This window comes from Methanoculleus sp. UBA303 (assembly GCA_002501655.1).
Classification (GTDB): Archaea; Halobacteriota; Methanomicrobia; order Methanomicrobiales; family Methanoculleaceae; genus Methanoculleus.
Map to the genome: position 1 here is coordinate 5358 of DANY01000048.1, position 18667 is coordinate 24024.

Consider the following 18667-nt stretch of genomic DNA (forward strand, 5'->3'; position numbering starts at 1 on the left):
CTTCTCACGGTATGTCTACTCAGACTGCGAAAACAGAAATGAGGGAAAAGCGGGAACGTGCCGCATGAAGGCGATTTACCGGTGGCATGATAGAGCGCGACGCGTTAACAGGTGTCGCCATCCGCCGTCTTCACGCCGCTCATTCCTTCTCCCGTGCTCCCCGTAGTGCTTTTACATCCCCCACGGTCACCACGCGGACCGCGCCGCCCTGGACGTCGCCGCCGGCATCTCCCATACGGTCCTCGATCCAGCCCTCCATCTCCAGGTAGGCCGCCCGCAGCCCCTCGAGGACGTCCGGGTCAGCGTCCCAGAGACCGCGTTCGTGCGCCTCAAGTAGCCTCCTCCCGATCTCCTCGAGCGCCCAGGGGTTCTCGTCCGCGAAGAACTGCCGCATCTCCGCATCCAGGACGAACGTGCGGGTGATGTCGTCGAAGATCCGGTCATCCACCTCCTGTGTCGTCGCCTCCCACCCGTAGACGGTTCCCACCTGCCGGGATATGTCCCCGGCACCCTTGTAGCCGTGCCGCTTCATCCCCTCGATCCATTTCGGGTTGAGGAGTTTCGCCCTGACGACCCGCCGTATCTCCTCTGCAAGCGTCCTGACCTCCACGCGGTCCCGGTCACGGGTATCGCCGTAGTAGGCGGGCACGTCCCGGTTCGAGAGCGCCCTCACCGCCCCGGTCAGCCCGCCGTGTGCCCCGAAGTAGCAGCAGCACCCAAGGAGGTCGTACTCGTCGGTCACCGTCTTGTTGAAGGTGAGGTCGACGGTGGCAAGCTGCGCGGAGAAGGTCTCCGGGGACTCTTCACCGAAGTTGTCCCGTCCATAGGCGTAACTGTTCCACCGGAGAAAGACCTCTGCAAGGTCAGCCTCCTCCTTCCAGGCCGACGCGTAGACCGCCAGACTGACGCCGTTGCCGTAGGTGCCCGGCCTGCTCCCGAAGATGCGGGCCGTCCCGCTCCCCTGGAGGGCGTGCTTCCGTATGAAGTTCATATCAGGGGGCTCGTCCAGCCCGGCGACCTCCCGGATAGCGTCGTCCAGGAGTTCGATACAGGAGTAGAAGCAGTCCCGGAGGATCCCGCTCATCCTGATGGTGACGTCGATCCGCGGCCGCCCGAGTTCTTCGAGCGGGATCACGCGACAGGACCTGACTCTCCCATCGGTCCAGACCGGTTCGACCCCGATGAGGGAGAAGACCTGCGCGAGCTGCTCGCCGTCGGCCCACATAACGTCGGATGCCATCCAGTACATACCGATGTTCTCCGGGATCGCCCTGTGTTCCTCGATGTATTTCTGGATAACACTCTCCGCAAGCCGCGTCCCGATCCGCCACGCGGCCCGGGTGGGGATACGGAAGGGGTCGAGCGAGTAGAAGTTTCGCCCGGTGGGGAGCACCTCGGGCTTGCCCCGCGTGATCAGCCCGGAGGGGCCCGGCGGGACGTAGCCCCCCGCACAACCAGAAAGCAGGCTCCCGATCTCATCAGAGTCGTCTATCCTGGCTGCAAGGTCGAGGACGCCATCCTGGATCTTCTGAAGTGCCTCCAGGTCGAGCCGGCGGAGGCGATCACCCAGAACCCGCTCAGCCGCCCGGTCAGGAGGCTCCCCCTCCAGGATCGTGGCGATCAGGCTCTTTGCCGCGGCTTCGGCGTCCCGCAGCAGGGCGTCGTCCGCAGTCGAGGCGTCATGCCCCGTCATCCGGAGCACCGCGCCCCTCACCTCACCGTTGTAGCGCATGATAGCATGGATGAACTCCACCCGGCGCTCGCCCTCCGGCACCTCGCCGAAGATATGCATCCCATCGGGGATCCGGGTATCGGCGATCCGGGTTACGGCGGTATGGGCAGCGGCGACCACCTCCTCGAACGGCGTCCCGTCTTCGTGCATGGCGCGAAACCCCATCTCGTCGGCGATCCCGGTCTGCACGAGGAGATCGGCGATGGTATGCTCGAGCGCGTGCGCCCTCGCCCGGTCAACACCCTTCGCCCGGTTGTAGTCCGCGATCTGCTCTTCGAGTTCCTTCAGTCCGGCGTAGAGGTCGCTTGAGGTCATCACCGTCTGCATATGGTCGACCAGGGTCGCGTAACTCCGCCGCTTGGCGATCGTCCCCTCCGGCGGGTTGTCGGCGTTGTAGATGTAGAGATGGGGGACGGTCCCGATGGCGATATCGGGGAAACAGGTATCAGAGAGGGCAACTGACTTCCCGGGGAGGAACTCGAAGTTCCCGTGTGTGCCGACGTGGACGATCACGTCCGCACCGAACGTCTCCTCGATGTAGCGGTATGTCGCGAGGTACTGGTGAGTCGGCGAAACGCCTGGGTCGTGGAGGATCCGGCAGACCTCGCCGTCGCACCGCGGGCCGGCGCACCCGCGTTTCGGCTGGACGCAGACGATGGCGTTTCCAAAGCGCACCCCGGTGACGACGATCTTCCCCTCGTAGACCATCGCCGGCGGGACCCCATCCACCTCTTCACCCGGCGGCCGCCCCCACGCCTTGCAGATGCTGGTCCGGACACCGGGAGGCAGGGTCTCAAACCAGGCGGCATACTCCTCCGGCTCAACCAGCGCAAGGGCGCCCCCCCTCCGGACGATCTCCTCAACCGACGTCCAGCGGAAGTCGCTGATCGCTTTTTTGTTCATGATGGTCTCGATCAGGTCTCTCCCGCTCCCCGGGCACTCGACCGCATACCCCCGGTCGCGCATCGCCTCGAGGACCCGGGCAACGCTCTCCAGCGTATCGAGATGCGCCCCGGCCCCGACCGTCGCCTCGACCGATGCACAGGGCTTGTTGTGGAGGATGAAGGCCACCCGCCTCTCGGCGGCGGGTTTTAGCGCAAGGTCGATCCACCTCCTGACCCGGCCCACAAACTTCTCCACTCGCTCGTCTATGGGGACGTGCCGCTCGCCCTCGGTGCCCGCCCGGTCGCGGCTCTCCGCGGCACCGATCGGCACCATCTCGATCCCGCCCAGGAACTCGGGCATCGCAACGTACCAGGAGACGTCGCTCCCGCGCATCCCGTCTGTATCGCTCATCCACTCCGCTTCAGTCCGGTGGTAGAGGATCAGGGGGTGGAAGACCGGCACGCCGAGTTTCACGAGCGTCTCGGTGAAGGCATCGGTGTCACGGGGCGGCGTGAACGTTCGCGCGTCGATGAGCGCGGAGATCGGGGCTGTAAAGAAGGTCTCTATCACCTCCCGGTCGGACCGTGCCCCGATCTCCTTATCCGGGACCCCGAAGCAGAAGACCGGGAGGACATCATAATACTTCTCGAGTTCCTGGATCAGGGCATCCTCGACGGCAAGGTCACCGTTCACCCAGTGCGTCCGGGAGAAGAGGAGCCCGACGCGGACGGGGTGCCGGGACGGATACCACGCGAGGTAAGCGTCGGTGTCATCGAAGACGCGACCCGCGTCCGGGTGGTAGATCCCCTCCCAGCGGGTCCCCTGTGGGGGGGCGTAGGCGACGTCTATCCCGGCCACTTCGGCCTGGACGTAGCGGATCAGGTTCCTGATGTTCTCAGGCCCGCCGTAGAGGAAGTAGGCGCTCACGGTGGAGACGACGGCGAGCGGGACGGTCGAGGCCGACCACCAGGCATCGGTGTAGCCGAACGATATAACCGGGATGCCCTCCGCGAGGCCGCCGAGGATTTCGTCCCAGACCGAGTCGTTCGAGGGGTGGACCAGGACAACGTCTGATCCCCGGCACGACTCAATGCACCGCTTCCGCTTCTCTGAATCATCTATCAGTTCATGTACCTGCCACGCGGAGAGGTCGATCCCCGCCTCCCGCGCTGCACCGGAAAACTGCAGCAGTTCGCTGCCCCAGGCAACTATAGTTATCTTCATAGAATCTTCACCAGGTTGTCATTCTCTGACGGCCGGAGGGGGACCACGTAGGGCACCCCCATCTCGTCTTTTATGACCGCCTCGATACTGTAGACCGCACGCACCATCCCGGAGGTCAGGAGGGAAGACGGCGTCCCTCTCCCGAGCACCCGGCCGTCCTTTAAGATCAGGAGCCGGTGACAGTAGCGGGCGGCAAGATTCAGGTCGTGGATCGCCGCTACCACCGCAAGCCGGTGTTCTTCTGCGAGCCGGGCGAGGAGGGCCATCACCTCGATCCGGTTGCGCATATCAAGCGCGCTCGTCGGCTCGTCGAGGAGAAGGATCCGGGCGTCCTGCGCAAGCGCACGCGCGACGAGCACCCGCTGCCGCTCCCCTCCCGAGAGGCGGTCGGTCCTGCGGGACGCAAAGTCACCGATGCCGAGGAGAGAGAGCGCCTCCGAGACCTTCTGTTTATCTTCTTCGGAGACGCTCCAGCGCAGGTGCGGTCGCCTGCCCATCAGGACGGTCTCAAAGACCGTCGCTGAACTGGAGATACCGCCGTTCTGCGGGACGTAGGCGACCGTCCGCGCGATCTCGGGTCGGCTCATCGAGCGCGTATCGCGCCCGTCAAGGAGGACGGCGCCTTCCGGGTCGAGGAGCCGGCCCAGGCACCGGATCAGCGTCGTCTTCCCCGAACCGTTCGGCCCGACGAGCCCGAGCACCTCGCCCGCATCGAGGGTAAACGAGACGTCCTCGAGCACCCGGCGGTCGCGGTACGAGAACGAGACCCCTCGTGCACAGAGGAGCGGCATCAGGCATCCCTCCTCTGCATGAAGAGGTAGATGAAGAACGGTATGCCGAGGAACGCCGTCATGATCCCGACCGGGACGATGGTCCCGGGAATAGCGGTGCGGGCGAGGCAGTCGGCGCCGAGGAGGAGGACGGCACCCACGAGCCCGGACGCGGGGAGGAGGGTGCGGTGGTCGGTCCCGATCACCATCCTGGTGATGTGGGGCGCCACGAGGCCGATGAACCCGATGGTGCCGGTGAAGCAGATGATCACCGCTGTTACGAGCGATGCGGCGAGCATGAACCCGGCCATGGACCGCTCCACCGGCACACCGAGGCTCTTCGCCGTCTCGTCGCCTTCGGCGAGGGCGTTGAGGTCCCATGCGCGCCAGAGAAGAACCGGGACGACGGCAGCAAGGACGACCGTCACGATACCGAGTTTCGGCCATGAGGACCTGTCCAGCGACCCGAACATCCAGAAGACGACCGCCTGCACCTTGTCGGCGGTCCCCAGATACTGGAGGAGCGAGGTGATGGCCGAGAAGAGGTACATGAGCGCGATGCCGGCAAGGATCATCGTCTCGCTCCCCATGCCCCGCAGGCGGGCCATGCCGTAGATGGCGGCCGCGGCGAGCATGGCAAAGAGAAACGCATTGCCGATGACGAGGAGGCCGCCGGAGAGGAGGCCGGCACCGAGGACGATGGCGATCGATGCCCCGCATGAGGCGGCGGAGGCGATCCCGAGCGTGAACGGGCTTGCAAGCGGGTTTCTGAGGACGCCCTGCATCACCGCGCCGGCGATCGCAAGCCCGAATCCTGCCGCGACCGCGAAGAGGACGCGGTGCAGCCGCCAGCCCCAGACGATCCCGACGGCGTTGGACTCGACCATCCGGTCAGGCAGGTCGACCGCACCGGGGAAGAGCCCGGCGAGGATCGCGATGTAGGAGTCAGCGACCGAGAGGCCGGCCGACCCGATCGTCACGGCGACCCCGGCGAGCGCTATGAGTATCACGATGAGGCCCGTGATGAAGAGCGCCCGCTTCTCGGCGAGCCGCGCGTATTCCTCCCTGCCGAAATCGGTCATCATGCCGGGTAGACGAATGTTCCGTGTTCATCAAGGTCGTAGTCGAGGTGCTGGAACTCCTCCAGGTACTGCTGGTGGACGGCGCGGGGGTCGAGGTCAGTGAAGAGGTCGGGGTAGAACCACTTTGCGAGGTAGGCGGTGCCGATGAAGTATTCGGGGCCCCCGATGACGTCGGAGTGGATGATGTGCACCCGGCCGTCCCTGACCGCGCTGATCCTGTCCCAGACCGGGCGGTTCCCGATTGTGCGGCAGACCGTCTCGAAGGATGACCGGTCGTCGTCGCCGTAGCCGCCGAACGCCAGTTCGCCGGCGCCCACGATCTTCACGATGACGTCCGGGTTCCTGCTGATGACCGCCTCGGGGTCGACCACCGGGTACTCGACCGGGTTCTCGCCGAAGATGTTCCTGCCGCCGGCAAGCTCGATCTTCTCGTCGTAGCCGGAGCCCTTTCCGGCGCTCTTGTAGTCGTGCCAGCTCTCCAGGTAGACCGATACCCGGTCCTCGGCCGGGATCGCATCGACCACCCCTGCCACGGTACCTGTAACGTTCCTGTGGAACGAAAGGAACCGCCGGGCCTCCTCTTCTTTCCCGAGGAGGAGCCCGAGCGTCCGTGCCTCTTCGGCGTAGGTCGCTGGGCGGTAACTGTCGAACCGGAAGAAGCGGATCCCGGGGTCGATGGACCGGAGTGTCTTTTCGATATCGGCACACGAACTCTCGGAGAGGGTGGCGTAGAGGAAGACCGCATCGGGGCGGATGCTGGCCGCCTGCTCATAGTCGGGGGCCCAGGTCGAGCCCAGGTTCGCCGTGCCCTGGTACTCGGGGTAGAAGACCGGGTCCTCGAGGACGTACTTGCTCACGCCCACGACCCGATCGGGCTCGAGCCCAAGCGACCGCATCATCTCGAGGGTGTCGCTGTTGAAGAGCGCGATCCTCCGGAGCGGACGGGAAAGCGTCGTCGTCCGCCCTGATGAATCGGTGATCGTGAGCGTCCGGCCGTCCCAGTGCTCATAGATGAACGCGGCGTCCCGGAGGTCGACGGGCGACGGGGCTTCAACCGTTCCCCCCATGAACCGGGCGTCCAGCGAATCGAGGATTGCGGTCGCGAGTTCCGGTGCCGTCAGGGTATCGTCGCCGTCACGGTCGCACGGGACCCCCTGCGCCATCCCTGCGAGGAGGCAGAGAGAGCAGGCGAGCAGGAGCAGGCGCCGGGTCACCGGCCGCACCTCCAGCGGTATGCAGCGGCAAGCGCGGCGATCGCGGCTGCACACCCGAAACCGGGTGTGCCGGGCGCCGTCGCAGCGCCAGGTCCGGGGTTCCGGGGCTCGCCGGCCCCCACGGTGCCCGACTCACCGGTCAGCAGGTCTTCCCATGTGCCGGCAAACGCTTCCGCGACGTCCGGCGGCCCCTGGACCCGGTAACGGATCGTCTCTTCGCCGATGACGGCGAAGGCGACCTGCTGCCCGGAGACCCGGGTGCGGTTTTCCGGGTGGTCCGCCTCCGTCCACGTGCAGCCGTCGGGGAGTGTCTCGACGATGCCCCCGACGGGGATGTCCGTCAGCGTGAGGGTTATATCAAGACCGTTCCCTGAGGGCGTGACGATTCTCTCGATGCTCCCGGCCGCTGCGGGGGCCGCGAGCACAAAGACCAGGATGCACAGGAGTACTGCTCTCTTCGGTAGCATTGCAGGGATTTTTATCGTGTGGTGGTAAATATGTTTTTATTTGTGTTACTTATTCGAAGGTATTGAGAAATTAAACCAAAGGAGTGTGAACAAACCAATATAAATTGTGAATTCCCGCGGGGCTCTCCAGGAGCGTTGACAGGGGCCTGTCTCCGCCGGGGGTGTTCGAGGTTGCCCTGAGACCTGGACCAGGAGGGGAGATCCAACAGAATGGCGGGCGGCACCTCCCGGTCCCAAACTCGAATCGCACATGAGTCCGGGAGCGGATGTCAAGCAGAACGCACAAACCGGCCATAGGATGCGACCTCAGGCTTCACCGGTGAGATCGGTGCGCCGGGTGCAGGGATCGGACCCGGTTTTCCCCCGGGCCTGTCCCGGTACACCGGGCCGTGGTGGGTATCATGTGGAGGTCCGACCCCCCTAAGGACGACAGACGCCGGGAAGCTGTGCCCGGGAGCGCGAACGTTCCAGGCTCCGGCTCTGATATGATTCATACAAAATTCAAGGACGCTAACGAACGCCGGCCAGAGCGCCAGGGGATCGGGGCTTGCAAACAATCCGGCCCCATATTTCCGGGGAAGAGAGAATTTTCGCCCCTTATTATTCACAAAAAAATAAAAAGTCTTAATACTGAGTGATACTATCTGATGAATAGTATGAACATATTCCGAAATATCTCTTGGTTATGTGTACTTATCGCACTTGTCTTCATCACAGCACCAGTTTCAGCAATCTACGACTTCGAAGGCATCCCGCTCCGCGTAGCGGCCCAGGGCGAGGTGCAGGGAGACGTGCTCACCTTCGGGACCTACGGGCTCACCGCCCCCCCTATCGAATGCACATTCTCACTCCCGGCAAAACCAGTCTGGGCGCGGGTCTACACGGGCATCTGGGGCGGCACCGAGCGCTACACCGGGTGGGAGGAGATCAGCGTCAACAACGGTGTCCCGGCCCGCCGGGATCTCTTCGGGAAAGACGACCGGAATGAGGAGACCTACGTCTCAGGGTACGGCGTCTACTGGGTCGCACACGACTGCACCGACCAGCTCCGGGGTGGCAAGAACACCATCAAACTGACGACCAGCAGGGGACAGCCCGAGAGCAGGATCGACGGGCGCTCCTACGGCATCTTCGTTGTGGCCGTCGTCGAGGACGCCGGCAAACCGGTCACCCGGTACTGGATCGCCGAAGGAAACGAGAACCTCCACGGCGAGGGGTGGGCCGGCACAAACCCCACGCGCCACGACACGTGCGAGATAACCTTTGAGAAGGCACCTCTAGCAGAGAACGCCGCCGCCGACCTGACCGTGGTCCTCCTTGCCTCGACAAAGGGGCAGCCGGATTATGTTCTCTTCAACGGCGAAGACCTGGGCGTCCCGGTGACCGACCTCTCGCTCTATCCCGAAGGTGCGCGGGACATCGGGAACGAGTGCATCGGCGACGCGAACGGCGGTGCCGGGGTCGAGGCCCGCTACGTCGACGTCGAGACGTTCGATCTCGGCCGCCTCCTGAAAGATACTAACCACGTTGTCTTCGAGCGGGGAAGAGACCTCGACGGCGACGGTGAGATCAGCACCACCGGGTCAAAGCCCGAGGGTGAGGACTACATCCACCCCTGCTCCGTCATCCTCACCGTGCGACGGCCCGGCGCCTCGCCCGCGCCCGACTTCTCTGTCGACGCGCCTGTGGCGACGGGAGCCTACGCCGGCGAAGAAGCAACCATTCAGGCGACGGTGAGGAACCACGGCGCACGGCCCGACGGGAAGATCGCGGTGGTCTTCTCGGTCGACGGAAGAGCCGTCAGGACGGTCCAGGTCGAACCGGCAAGGTCCGGGGTCCAGCAGGTCGAGACCGGCGTCACTCTCGCCGAGGGGCGGCACACAATCTCGGTCCGGGTCGATGCCACCGGCGACGCTGATCCGGTGGACAACGAGGCGTCGGTAGAGTTGACGGTCGGCACGATCCCCGACCTCTCCGTCGCCATCGGGGCACCGGTCAGGGCCGGGGCTGAGGCGCATGCCGCATCGCCGCAACAGTCGCCAGCCCCGCTCGTTGCCCTGGTTGCAGGGCTCTCTCTCGCCGCGCTCCTTGCCGCGATGCGCCCGCCCGGCGGGAAGATAGCGATCGCTCTGGTCGCGGGCGCGGTCATCGTCGCCGCATGCCCGCTGGTGGCGCCGCCGGCGGCCGCCGCAGGGTTTTCCGACTACACCATCCCGATCACGGTCAGGAACGGCGGGGGGAGCGACGTCGGCGCCTTCGACCTTGCCATCTACCTTGACGGCGATAAGGCGGCGGTAAAGCACGTCGACGGGATCGGCGCCGGGGCAACGGTCACGATCGACGTCCCGCTCTACACGACGCCCGGGAAGCACCGGCTCAGGGTGGTCGCGGACGAGAAGGGCGCGATCAAAGACTCAAACCGGGCAAACAACGCGGCGGAGGGCGAGTATGTCTTCCCGTAGGACTGTTGCTGCCGGGCTGATCATCGTCCTCGGACTTCTTCTGGCAGTGCCCGCGGCAGCCACCTATGCCGGGGATAAACCGCTCTCGACCGTGTTTCACGACGAGTTCCGGGGGGGGTACGTCTATACGGTTGGGAACAGCACCTATAGCGGCGCGCTCAACCCCGGGGACCGGTATGCGGTCTCGTTCGACCTCGACATCCCGGAGGATGCAACCATCCGGCACCAGCGCCTCTACGTCTACTGGGCCTGGAGCAAACTCGACCAGCAGGCGATCTACCCGGCGCTCTCGCTCGTCCGTACGGATACGAGTGAGCACCTCACGGAGACCGCCCGTTACGCGGACTCCAAGGGGTTCGTCAGCAAGAACGACTTCTTCTCTGGTATGGACGCCTTTACGACGACGGATCTCGCCCGGGGGAAGAACTCCTTTACCGTCATCCTCGAGAACAACGCCACCGACAACCGAACCTTTGTCGTCCAGGGGATCGGGCTGCTCGCTGTCTACGAGAGCCCGGGATCGCCGGAGGCGATCGCCTGGGTGAGCGAGGGGGCCGACCTCATCTACAGCAGTTACGGGATCACCCCTGCCATGGCGTCAAGCAGGATCGATTTTCCCGGGACGATCAGCCGGTCCGGTCTTGCGTCTGCCGAGCTCTTCCTCGTCGCCCCTTCGGGCGGCTATACCCGGGAGAACATCCCCGTGATCAACCGGCTCTTCTTCAACCGCGAAGGGACGAGCAGCATGCCCTCGTTCTTTGAAGCGATCCTCTCGGCGATATTCCCGGGATCGAACGGGAAGGAGTGGGTGAACGTCTTTGACTCCGACGAGACGAAACAGGTCGGGATCGACCGGCGGGACGTACTGCCCTATCTGCGGTCCGATAAGAATTTTGCGCAGGTCCAGGACGAGAAAGACTACCTTGTCCTGTCGAACGCCGTTCTCTGGGCCGAACGGAGGTAAGAAGATGGAGACGATCATTGAAGCAATGCACTTGAACAAGGCATATAACGACCAGGTGACTGCTCTTTTGGACGTGAACTTCGCCATCGGGAAGGGCGAGTTCGTCGCCCTCCTCGGGAGGAGCGGCAGCGGGAAGAGCACGCTCCTGAACATCCTCGGCGGTCTGGACGCCCCGACCTCCGGGGAGGTCCGGATCGACGGCAGGAATGTCGATTTCGGCGACCGAAAAGCGCTCATCGCGCTCCGGAGGGAGGCCATCGGGTTTATCTTCCAGAGTTTCAACCTCATCCCGGCGCTGACGGCGCAGGAGAACGTGGAGTACCCCCTCCTCTTCAATTATCACGAGAAGGCCGCGAGGAGAGAGCGGGCCGCCGATCTCCTTGCGACCGTCGGTCTCGCGGACCGGGCACACCACTACCCGAGGGAGATGAGCGGCGGCGAGCAGCAGCGGGTGGCGATCGCCCGCGCCCTCGTCGGAGACCCCCTCATCGTCCTGGCCGACGAACCGACGGGGAACCTCGACTCAAGGACACGCGACGAGATCTTTGACCTGATGCGGCGGGTAAACCGGGAACGGGAGACGACGTTTCTGATCGTCACCCATGAGCGCGAACTCGGGAAGCGGACGGACCGCACCATCGAACTCCTTGACGGGAGCGTGGTATCGTGATCGTCGGAAGGCTGATCGATTATCTGATGGCCGCGGCCCACCAGGTCGCGCGGAAACGGATGCGTGTCTTCCTCACCGCCCTCGGCATCGCTATCGGGGTTGCGGCGGTCGTCGGGACCGTCTCCCTGGGCGAAGGCATCCGCTACCAGGCGGTGGAGGCGATCAAGGAGCAGTCCGACCTCACGCTCATCGAGGCGACCGCTGATATCCGCGGCGGCGCGATCCAGCTCATCACACCGGCAAAGATCGGCGAACTCGATGCCATCCCCCATGTCGCGGCATCCTCGGCGGTGGTCAGGGAGGCCTACGCCACAAAACGGCAGACCTACCTTGAGGTCGTGGGCGTCGATCCCGGCGGGATCGGGGACGCGATCAGGCCGAAGTACCTGAAAGGAGAATCCCTCGCTCCCGGCTCCCGGCAGGCGGTGCTCGGGCACGACGTCGCCGAGACGCTCCAGCGCTACGAGGGTGTCCGGCTCGGCGATACTGTCCCGATCCTGATCCGGCGCTACGACGAGGACGGCATGCCGGTCGACGAAGAGGTGGGTTTCACCCTTGTCGGCGTACTCCAGGAGCGGGACGACGCGTTCGACCAGGTGATGCTGATCGACCGCGGGGTCGCGCAGGAGTTGCGCGGCGGCGAAGCGGCGTTCGACGGCGTCCTGATCAGGGTCGATCACCCCGACGCGGTCTTTGGTGTGGTGGACGGCATCAAGGGGCTCGGCCTCACCGCACGGGGCGCGTTCCAGCAGATCGAGTCGGTGAACCGATTGATGGACGTTGTCGTCCTCATCCTGGCGTTCTTTGCCGGGGTCGCCCTGATCGTGGGGGCGCTGATGATCGTCAACACGATGGTTACGTCGGTCTTCGAGCGGACGCGGGAGATCGGGATCACCATGGCCATCGGGGCCTCCCCTGCCGACGTCGTCTACCTCGTCCTTGCCGAGTGCCTCTACATCGGGTTGATCGGGGGTGTGATCGGCGATCTCCTGGGCGTCGCGTTCTCGGGCGCGATCAACACCTTCGGCAAGCCGTTCATCGTCGCCCAGCTCGGCGACACGTTCTCCACGTTCGCAGACGCCGAGATTACCCTGATCACGCCCGGGCTCCTCGTGCTCGGGATGGCGATCGCGATCGCCCTTTCCCTGGTATCGGGCCTCTATCCGGCGTTGAAAGCATCTCATCTCAACCCGGTGACGGCGATACGGACGGGGGTGTGAAAGTATGAGAAGAAGATCAGTAACTTCAGGAATTATCCTCTCTCTTGCCCTGTTGCTGGCCCTCGTGCCTGCACCTGCGGCGGCTGACCAGTATGTGGGCGGCATCCCGCTTGAGACAGTGGAAAGCGGCGTCGTCTCCGGCGGGCTGTGGCATGACTCGTTCGTGGGGGTCGGGCAGGAGCATGAGGTCACGAAGACCTACTCACTTCCTTCCTACTCGAAGATCAAGTGGGCGCGCCTCTACGTCGCTGTCTACTGCGGCCACATGCAGAACAACTACGAGCACCGGGCGACCGTGAAGTTCAATGGCGGGTCGGGGATGCAGACGCTCGGCGTGGAGGAACTCCGGAAGTCGTACTCCTTCCCGGCTAATGGCGGGGACGGGCCGGTCTGGGTGAATGACCACTGCAACCGGGTGACGAGCGACTACTGGATGTGGTACGACGTGACCAACCGTATCACCGGCAGGAATGCGGTCACCCAGGTGAAGACGGAGCAGCCGGAAGGTTATACGGGGACCTTTGACGGGCGAATCAAACTCGTCACGCTTGTCGTCGCCTACGACGACGGCGACGGCGACGAAGTATACTACTGGGCGAACCAGGGGCATGATGTCCACTCCTACTACACCGAGGAGGACCTCGGCGCGACCTACATGGGCGAGACGCTCTTCTCGACCGAGGACCTCCCTGAAGACGACGAGCGCGAGTTTGCGGCCGAGTTCTCGGCCATCTACATAGCAAGCCAGGTCGGCGAGTTCTCGTTCAACACCGAACCGCTCGATGCCAATGAGCCGCAGGGCGCCTACTCGGGGTACCAGACATGGGACGTTTCGGATCTCCTGGAACCCGGGACGACGAGTACCCTCACCTACACCCGGGACCTCAGCGTCACCGGGAGCGGCGGAGGGTTCCTGGGTGCATTCTTCAAGATCCCGCTTGCTCTTCTCTCGGTCCGCTATCCCGAGGAGGAGGTCGGGTCGATCCAGGTGACCTCGGCGCCCGCCGGCGCGGCGGTCTTCCTCGACGACGAGGTGACCCAGTGGACGACGAACACCACGATCCCCGGCGTCTCAGCCGGGGACCACTCGGTCCGGGTCGAGCTGGATCGTTATCGGATACCTGACGACCGGTGGGTCACGGTGACCAGAGGCGCGAACGCCACGGTCCACTTCGATCTCGAACCGATAACGGGCAGCATCGAGGTGACGAGCGAGCCGCCCGGGGCCTGGGTCTACCTCAACGGGGTGAACAGGTCGGTCGTAACCCCGGCGACGCTGGAGAACCTGGTCATCGGCGACTACACGGTCGAGGTGAGGGCGGAGGGCTACGAAGACTACCGGACGGTTACGGTCAACGACGGCGAGACCACCTCCGTTAACTTCGACCTCACGACGTCCGGGGGTGGGTCCGGCGGTTCCGACGGCGGAGGGATCCCCGACTACGGCTACACCGGGAAGAACCTGGACGTAGCCGTCTCAGGAACCGTCCACGGGAACCTGACCTACTACGAGTTCAGCAGTTACACCGGGCTCATCCACGCCGGTGAGGGCAAGGAGTTTACGATCAACGTCCCTGCCCCCGCAAACGGCACGATCGGGTATGCGCGGCTTTACATCTACACTACCTGGGGGCACGACGAGAAGAGGAAGGAGGGCACCCCGGTCAGAATCAACCTGAAAGTCGATGGAGCCGAGATCAAAGCCGACAATGTCTATAACGACCGGAAGAACGAGGGGATCTATAACTATCTCCTCGAGACCCACGCGTTCAACGTCACCGGCATCAAGGGCGGCGTCGCCGGAGAGCACATCGTGACGGTGACAAACGACGGGAGGAAGGACGACGTCTTTGCGGCCTACGGCGTCGGCCTCCTGGTCGTCACCGAAGATCCTGCCGAACCGGAGATGACCTACTGGATCGCGGAGGGATCGGATACGCTCTATGCCAACCCGGACTTCGGCACGACGTCTGAAGACTGTATCACGACAGCGATCTTCAACGAGTCTATCGACCTCTCCGGAGCCGGTGAGGCGCGTCTCATCCTGGTAACCACAGCAGGTTCGGGGATGGACGACGACGAGCACCGGATCTTCTTCAACAGCGGTGAGTGGTTCAACCTGCTCACTGCCGGCTCTTCAGCGATCAGCGTGGCCGACCTGGACGCGAGACCATACCTCCGGCAGTCAGGGAACGAGGCGGGGATCCAGAGCCTCATCACCACGACGAAGGGGGATTATATGGAGAACCGCGCCGTCATCCTCGTCGTCAGGAAGGGCATCCCGCCGGCGGGCTACGAGGCGAACGCTACGCCCACGGCGAGCACTCCCGGGACGCCGACGACATCGTCCTCCGGCGATACTGGATCGCGGTTCGCCCTGAACGTCACGGGTGGTCGGATCGATGCTGCACGCATCATCGCCGACGGCGGGGCTGTCCAGCTGTATATCCCTGAGGGAGCAGTGATCACCGACGGTGCCGGGAGCCCGATCTCGGCGCTGACGCTGCAACGGCTCAGGCCCGACGACGCGGGGGATACCGAGCCGGCCTACGCGATCGGCAGCGAGGATATGATCAGCGACCTGCCGTTGACGCTGACCATCTCCGTGCGCGATACGGGAGGCGTGATCGCCCGGTACGGCCGCTCTTCGGGCACCTGGCAGCCGCTAAAAACCACGGCCGACACGGCGGAAGGCAGTGTCTCGGCAAAGATCTGGCAGGGGGGCGTCTATGCGGTCCGGTATGGCGAGGCCGACGGAGACGCCGCGGCCGGAGGACCACTTGACTGGGTCTTTGATGCCATTCTTGGGTTCTTCGGGTTGTTCGGCTTCACCCTCGCCGAGGAGGAGCCGGGACCGGCGGCGGCGGAGCCCGCGCCTGATCCCGGATTGGCCCGGGCCGAGCCCGCACCCACGGCGCCGGCGGCGCCGGCCGTCGATATCACCACGATGTGGTTCGGCCTCTCGGTGCTCTCCGACCCCCCGGGTGCGCTCATCGACCTCGACGGGGAGTACACCGGCAGGACGACACCGGCCGCCTTCACGGGACTCTCCGGCGGCAACCATACCGTCCGGGTGCGCATGGACGGCGCCGAGCCGGCGGAACGGACAATCCTGCTCGACCACGACGATGAGGTCGTTGTCGAGATTCCGGGTCTCGCTTCCCCGGGCCCGCTCCGGACCTGGGAGCAGAACCACTACGGCGGCGTCTACGTCGACTCGTTCCCGGAGGGAGCGGAGATCCTCGTCGACGGCCGCAAGGTGAACCGGAAGACTCCCGACATCGTCTACGGGCTCAAGGAGGGGCTGCACACCATCAAGGTGAAGAAAGAGACGGTCACGTTCAGCTCCGATAAAGAGCGGATCTGGATCGAGAAAAACGCCATAGCCCGGGTGACGTTCACCAGCGGCAACGCGGAGTTGGTGCGCTCGATCACGTTTGAGTCGGAGGACTACGCGCAGAAACCCTTCTCGATCAACGGCAGGTACCTGGGCGACCGGTTCCCGAAGAAGGTCGAGGTCAGTGGGATCGGGGGGTCGTATATCACCGTCTACGACGGCGAGAGTTACTGGAGTTACAGGTTACCCGTCGCCGTCGAGTCGAACGACACCGTGAGCGCCGTCTTCTCGGATGCACCCTGCAGTCTCCTCGTGACGTCGGTGCCGGCAGGGGCAACGATATCGGTCGACGGGTTCCAGACCGGGTTTGCCACGCCGTATGTCGTTACCAACATATCGGAAGGAAAACACCTGGTCTCGATCTCAAAGCCGGGGTATATCCCGGCGGAACGGGAGGTTCTGCTGACGGACCACGGCAAGGACGCCACGGTGAAGTTCACTCTCGACCCCTATACCTGGGGATCGCTTGAGGTCTCAAGCACCCCGGCGGGCGCCAAGATTTACCTCTTCGGCCGGGATACGGGAGAACAGACGCCCCACACCTTCCACTACCTTGATATCGGCAGTTATCCGGTGAAGGTAGTAGGAAAGAGCGGGTCGAAGACGATCGAAGACGTCATAGTCTCGCCACATGTGACCACCGAATGCCATGCCGACCTCTCAGGGGACTGAAAAACCCCGGTATCCACTTTTTTGCCGGAATAGAACGCAGGGGATATGACCTCTGATGGGAGGAATTCTACAGAGCCGCGTGCACCGAAACCCTATCCTAAGACCGTTTCAGCCGCACGCGAGAATCCTCCGAATATTCGTCGTCTTTCCCGGCGCGCCGACAGGTTCTCCGGGGCCAGGCCGTTCCGACAGGATGATTTACCCTGATTACCAACCTGATATTCGGCCCTGCCATTCCTCCGTTCACTTCCAGGTTGGATGCAGGGCCAACCCCTGGTTCCAGAAGACCGGATATTTTCTCACTGTTCTCGTGCGGAACTTGCTGCGCATCGATTCCAAAAATTTCGGGCTCACGCCTCTCTGCAGTTGTATAAAGCAGGAATACAAACGCCGGCAGCAGAGGTTCGCCTGCAGGGGCCCCGTTGAGCGGGTCCAGGCATTCAGTGTAGCTGCACCGGAAACGGAATCACGGAAGCGAGAGTTCCGGTCCCAACCGCAGAATGCTCCTGATCATCTCCACGAACCCTGCCGGATAACCCCATCCAGGAGGTTCGGACGCGGCTTCTCCGCACGAGGTCGTCCTGAAACTCCCCTGCCATGAAGGAGCGCCGCCCCCCCGGTGGGTATACCCGGGTGTGCCTGGAGGGGACCGAGGCGCGTCCGGGAGAGACACGAAGATGCTATCAGAACACGCAACCCTTACCTGACTGCCGTGTTTCGAACAGTACCAGGACTGATCCCGATGCCGGCTGAGATAGAGAGGAGAAACTTACGTATGGCTTGCTCCTGCCTGTAGCAGCACGGGCGTAGCAGCCCGACGGGTATTATAGAAACAATTTATTTTAGCACCTAGTGTTAAATGAAAAGATTTTTGTTATACTGAGATCATCCACTGCTTACCGGGAGGCAGGACACTCCCGGAACTACAAACAACCTGGAAGTGAACAATGAAGACAGACATACAGCGCATGCTGGCATGCATGCTGGTACTGACGGTGGTGTGCGCATTTACACCACCGGTGTCGGCGGATCCGTACCTGGGCGGAGACCCTCTCGTCACCGGGAACGGGACGAGCGGCACGGTCTCCGGCGGCCTCTGGTTCGACGCGTACCCCGGGTTCGACTACGCACATACGGCCCCGATCGTGAAAAACTTCACCCTCCCGTGCAGTTCCGGGAACGTCGCCTGGGCACGGCTCTATGTAGATACCTACATAGGGAACATGCAAGCGAATTACCCCCTGAACACGACCGTGGAGTTCGACGGCGGGTCGGGATACGAGACACTTGGTACCGAGATCGTGAACACAACCTACACCTTCCCGCGGGGCAGCGGTGAGGACGGGACAATCTGGATCAACGACCACTGCAACCGGGTGACGAGCGACTGCCTGATGTGGTATGACGTGACCGCTGACATCAACTCATCAAGTGTTTCGGCACGGGTGCAGACTCACAAGCCGGATGGCACCCAGCCGTTCGACGGCCGGGTGAAGATGATCACGCTGGTAGTGGCATATAACGACGGAGATTTTGACCAGATCCACTACTGGGTGAACCAGGGCCACGACACCGACTCCTACGTTGCCGATGATGAAGGATACTCCTACATTGGAGAGACTGACTTCAGCACATCGGGGATCACGGCTGTCGATGCGAACCTCACGGCCATCTACCTGGCGAGTTACAACGGGAACTACGCCTTTAACGGCAACGCCCTGCCCTGGAGCAACCCGCAGCAGGGATCGTACTTAGGATACCAGAGTTGGAATGTCACCGACTACATCACCGGCGGAGACAGTACGATGACGTTTGACCGGAACTCCACCGACTCCGGCTCGTACAGCGGCTACTTCAAGATCCCCCTCGCCCTGCTGACAGTGGAGGAGGAGGAGTGAGCGCGCACCT

The 18667-nt window shown here is 63.6% G+C and carries 11 protein-coding genes; 6 read left to right on the forward strand and 5 right to left on the reverse strand.

Annotated elements, in window-relative coordinates:
• Positions 1 to 139 precede the first annotated feature (139 nt).
• From cobN to BP846_RS11885, 5 genes are read right to left on the reverse strand one after another with little or no spacing between them, the layout of a single operon-like run.
• Positions 140 to 3841: a cobaltochelatase subunit CobN gene (cobN, locus tag BP846_RS11865; RefSeq protein WP_292395669.1), complete on the reverse strand. Its 3702-nt coding sequence runs from the start codon at positions 3839 to 3841 to the stop codon at positions 140 to 142.
• Positions 3838 to 4632 (reverse strand): ABC transporter ATP-binding protein, encoded by a 795-nt coding sequence (locus tag BP846_RS11870; RefSeq protein WP_292395671.1) that lies wholly within the window; start codon positions 4630 to 4632, stop codon positions 3838 to 3840. Before BP846_RS11870 ends, cobN begins: the two co-directional genes overlap by 4 nt.
• Positions 4632 to 5696, reverse strand: coding sequence for a FecCD family ABC transporter permease (locus BP846_RS11875; RefSeq protein WP_292395673.1), 1065 nt, complete (start codon positions 5694 to 5696; stop codon positions 4632 to 4634). The genes BP846_RS11870 and BP846_RS11875 overlap by 1 nt, the downstream gene beginning before the upstream one ends.
• The gene (locus BP846_RS11880) at positions 5693 to 6907 is read right to left on the reverse strand and encodes an ABC transporter substrate-binding protein (protein ID WP_292395675.1); all 1215 of its coding nucleotides are present in this window, start codon (positions 6905 to 6907) and stop codon (positions 5693 to 5695) included. Before BP846_RS11880 ends, BP846_RS11875 begins: the two co-directional genes overlap by 4 nt.
• Entirely contained in the window at positions 6904 to 7374 is a 471-nt protein-coding gene (locus BP846_RS11885) for a PGF-CTERM sorting domain-containing protein (RefSeq protein ID WP_292395677.1), read from the reverse strand. The genes BP846_RS11880 and BP846_RS11885 overlap by 4 nt, the downstream gene beginning before the upstream one ends.
• A 647-nt stretch (positions 7375 to 8021) precedes the next feature.
• Between BP846_RS11885 and BP846_RS11890 the strand changes: the two genes are divergently transcribed.
• The 6 genes from BP846_RS11890 to BP846_RS11915 all read left to right on the forward strand — a co-directional run bounded on the left by BP846_RS11890 (position 8022) and on the right by BP846_RS11915 (position 18657).
• Positions 8022 to 9836, forward strand: coding sequence for a DUF3344 domain-containing protein (locus tag BP846_RS11890; protein WP_292395679.1), 1815 nt, complete (start codon positions 8022 to 8024; stop codon positions 9834 to 9836).
• Positions 9823 to 10800, forward strand: a complete 978-nt coding sequence (locus BP846_RS11895) for a DUF3344 domain-containing protein (RefSeq protein WP_292395680.1) — start codon at positions 9823 to 9825, stop codon at positions 10798 to 10800. The genes BP846_RS11890 and BP846_RS11895 overlap by 14 nt, the downstream gene beginning before the upstream one ends.
• A 4-nt stretch (positions 10801 to 10804) precedes the next feature.
• Complete coding sequence (locus BP846_RS11900) at positions 10805 to 11470, forward strand: ABC transporter ATP-binding protein (protein WP_292385012.1); 666 nt, start codon at positions 10805 to 10807, stop codon at positions 11468 to 11470.
• Positions 11467 to 12690, forward strand: coding sequence for an ABC transporter permease (locus tag BP846_RS11905; RefSeq protein WP_292385013.1), 1224 nt, complete (start codon positions 11467 to 11469; stop codon positions 12688 to 12690). The genes BP846_RS11900 and BP846_RS11905 overlap by 4 nt, the downstream gene beginning before the upstream one ends.
• 4 nt (positions 12691 to 12694) lie before the next feature.
• A complete protein-coding gene (locus BP846_RS11910) occupies positions 12695 to 16759 on the forward strand; it encodes a DUF3344 domain-containing protein (protein ID WP_292395682.1) in 4065 nt (1354 codons plus the stop codon).
• Between the two features lie 947 nt (positions 16760 to 17706).
• Positions 17707 to 18657 carry a DUF3344 domain-containing protein gene (locus tag BP846_RS11915; protein WP_292395684.1) on the forward strand — a complete coding sequence of 317 codons (951 nt, stop codon included), beginning with the start codon at positions 17707 to 17709 and terminating at the stop codon, positions 18655 to 18657.
• Positions 18658 to 18667: the final 10 nt, after the last annotated feature.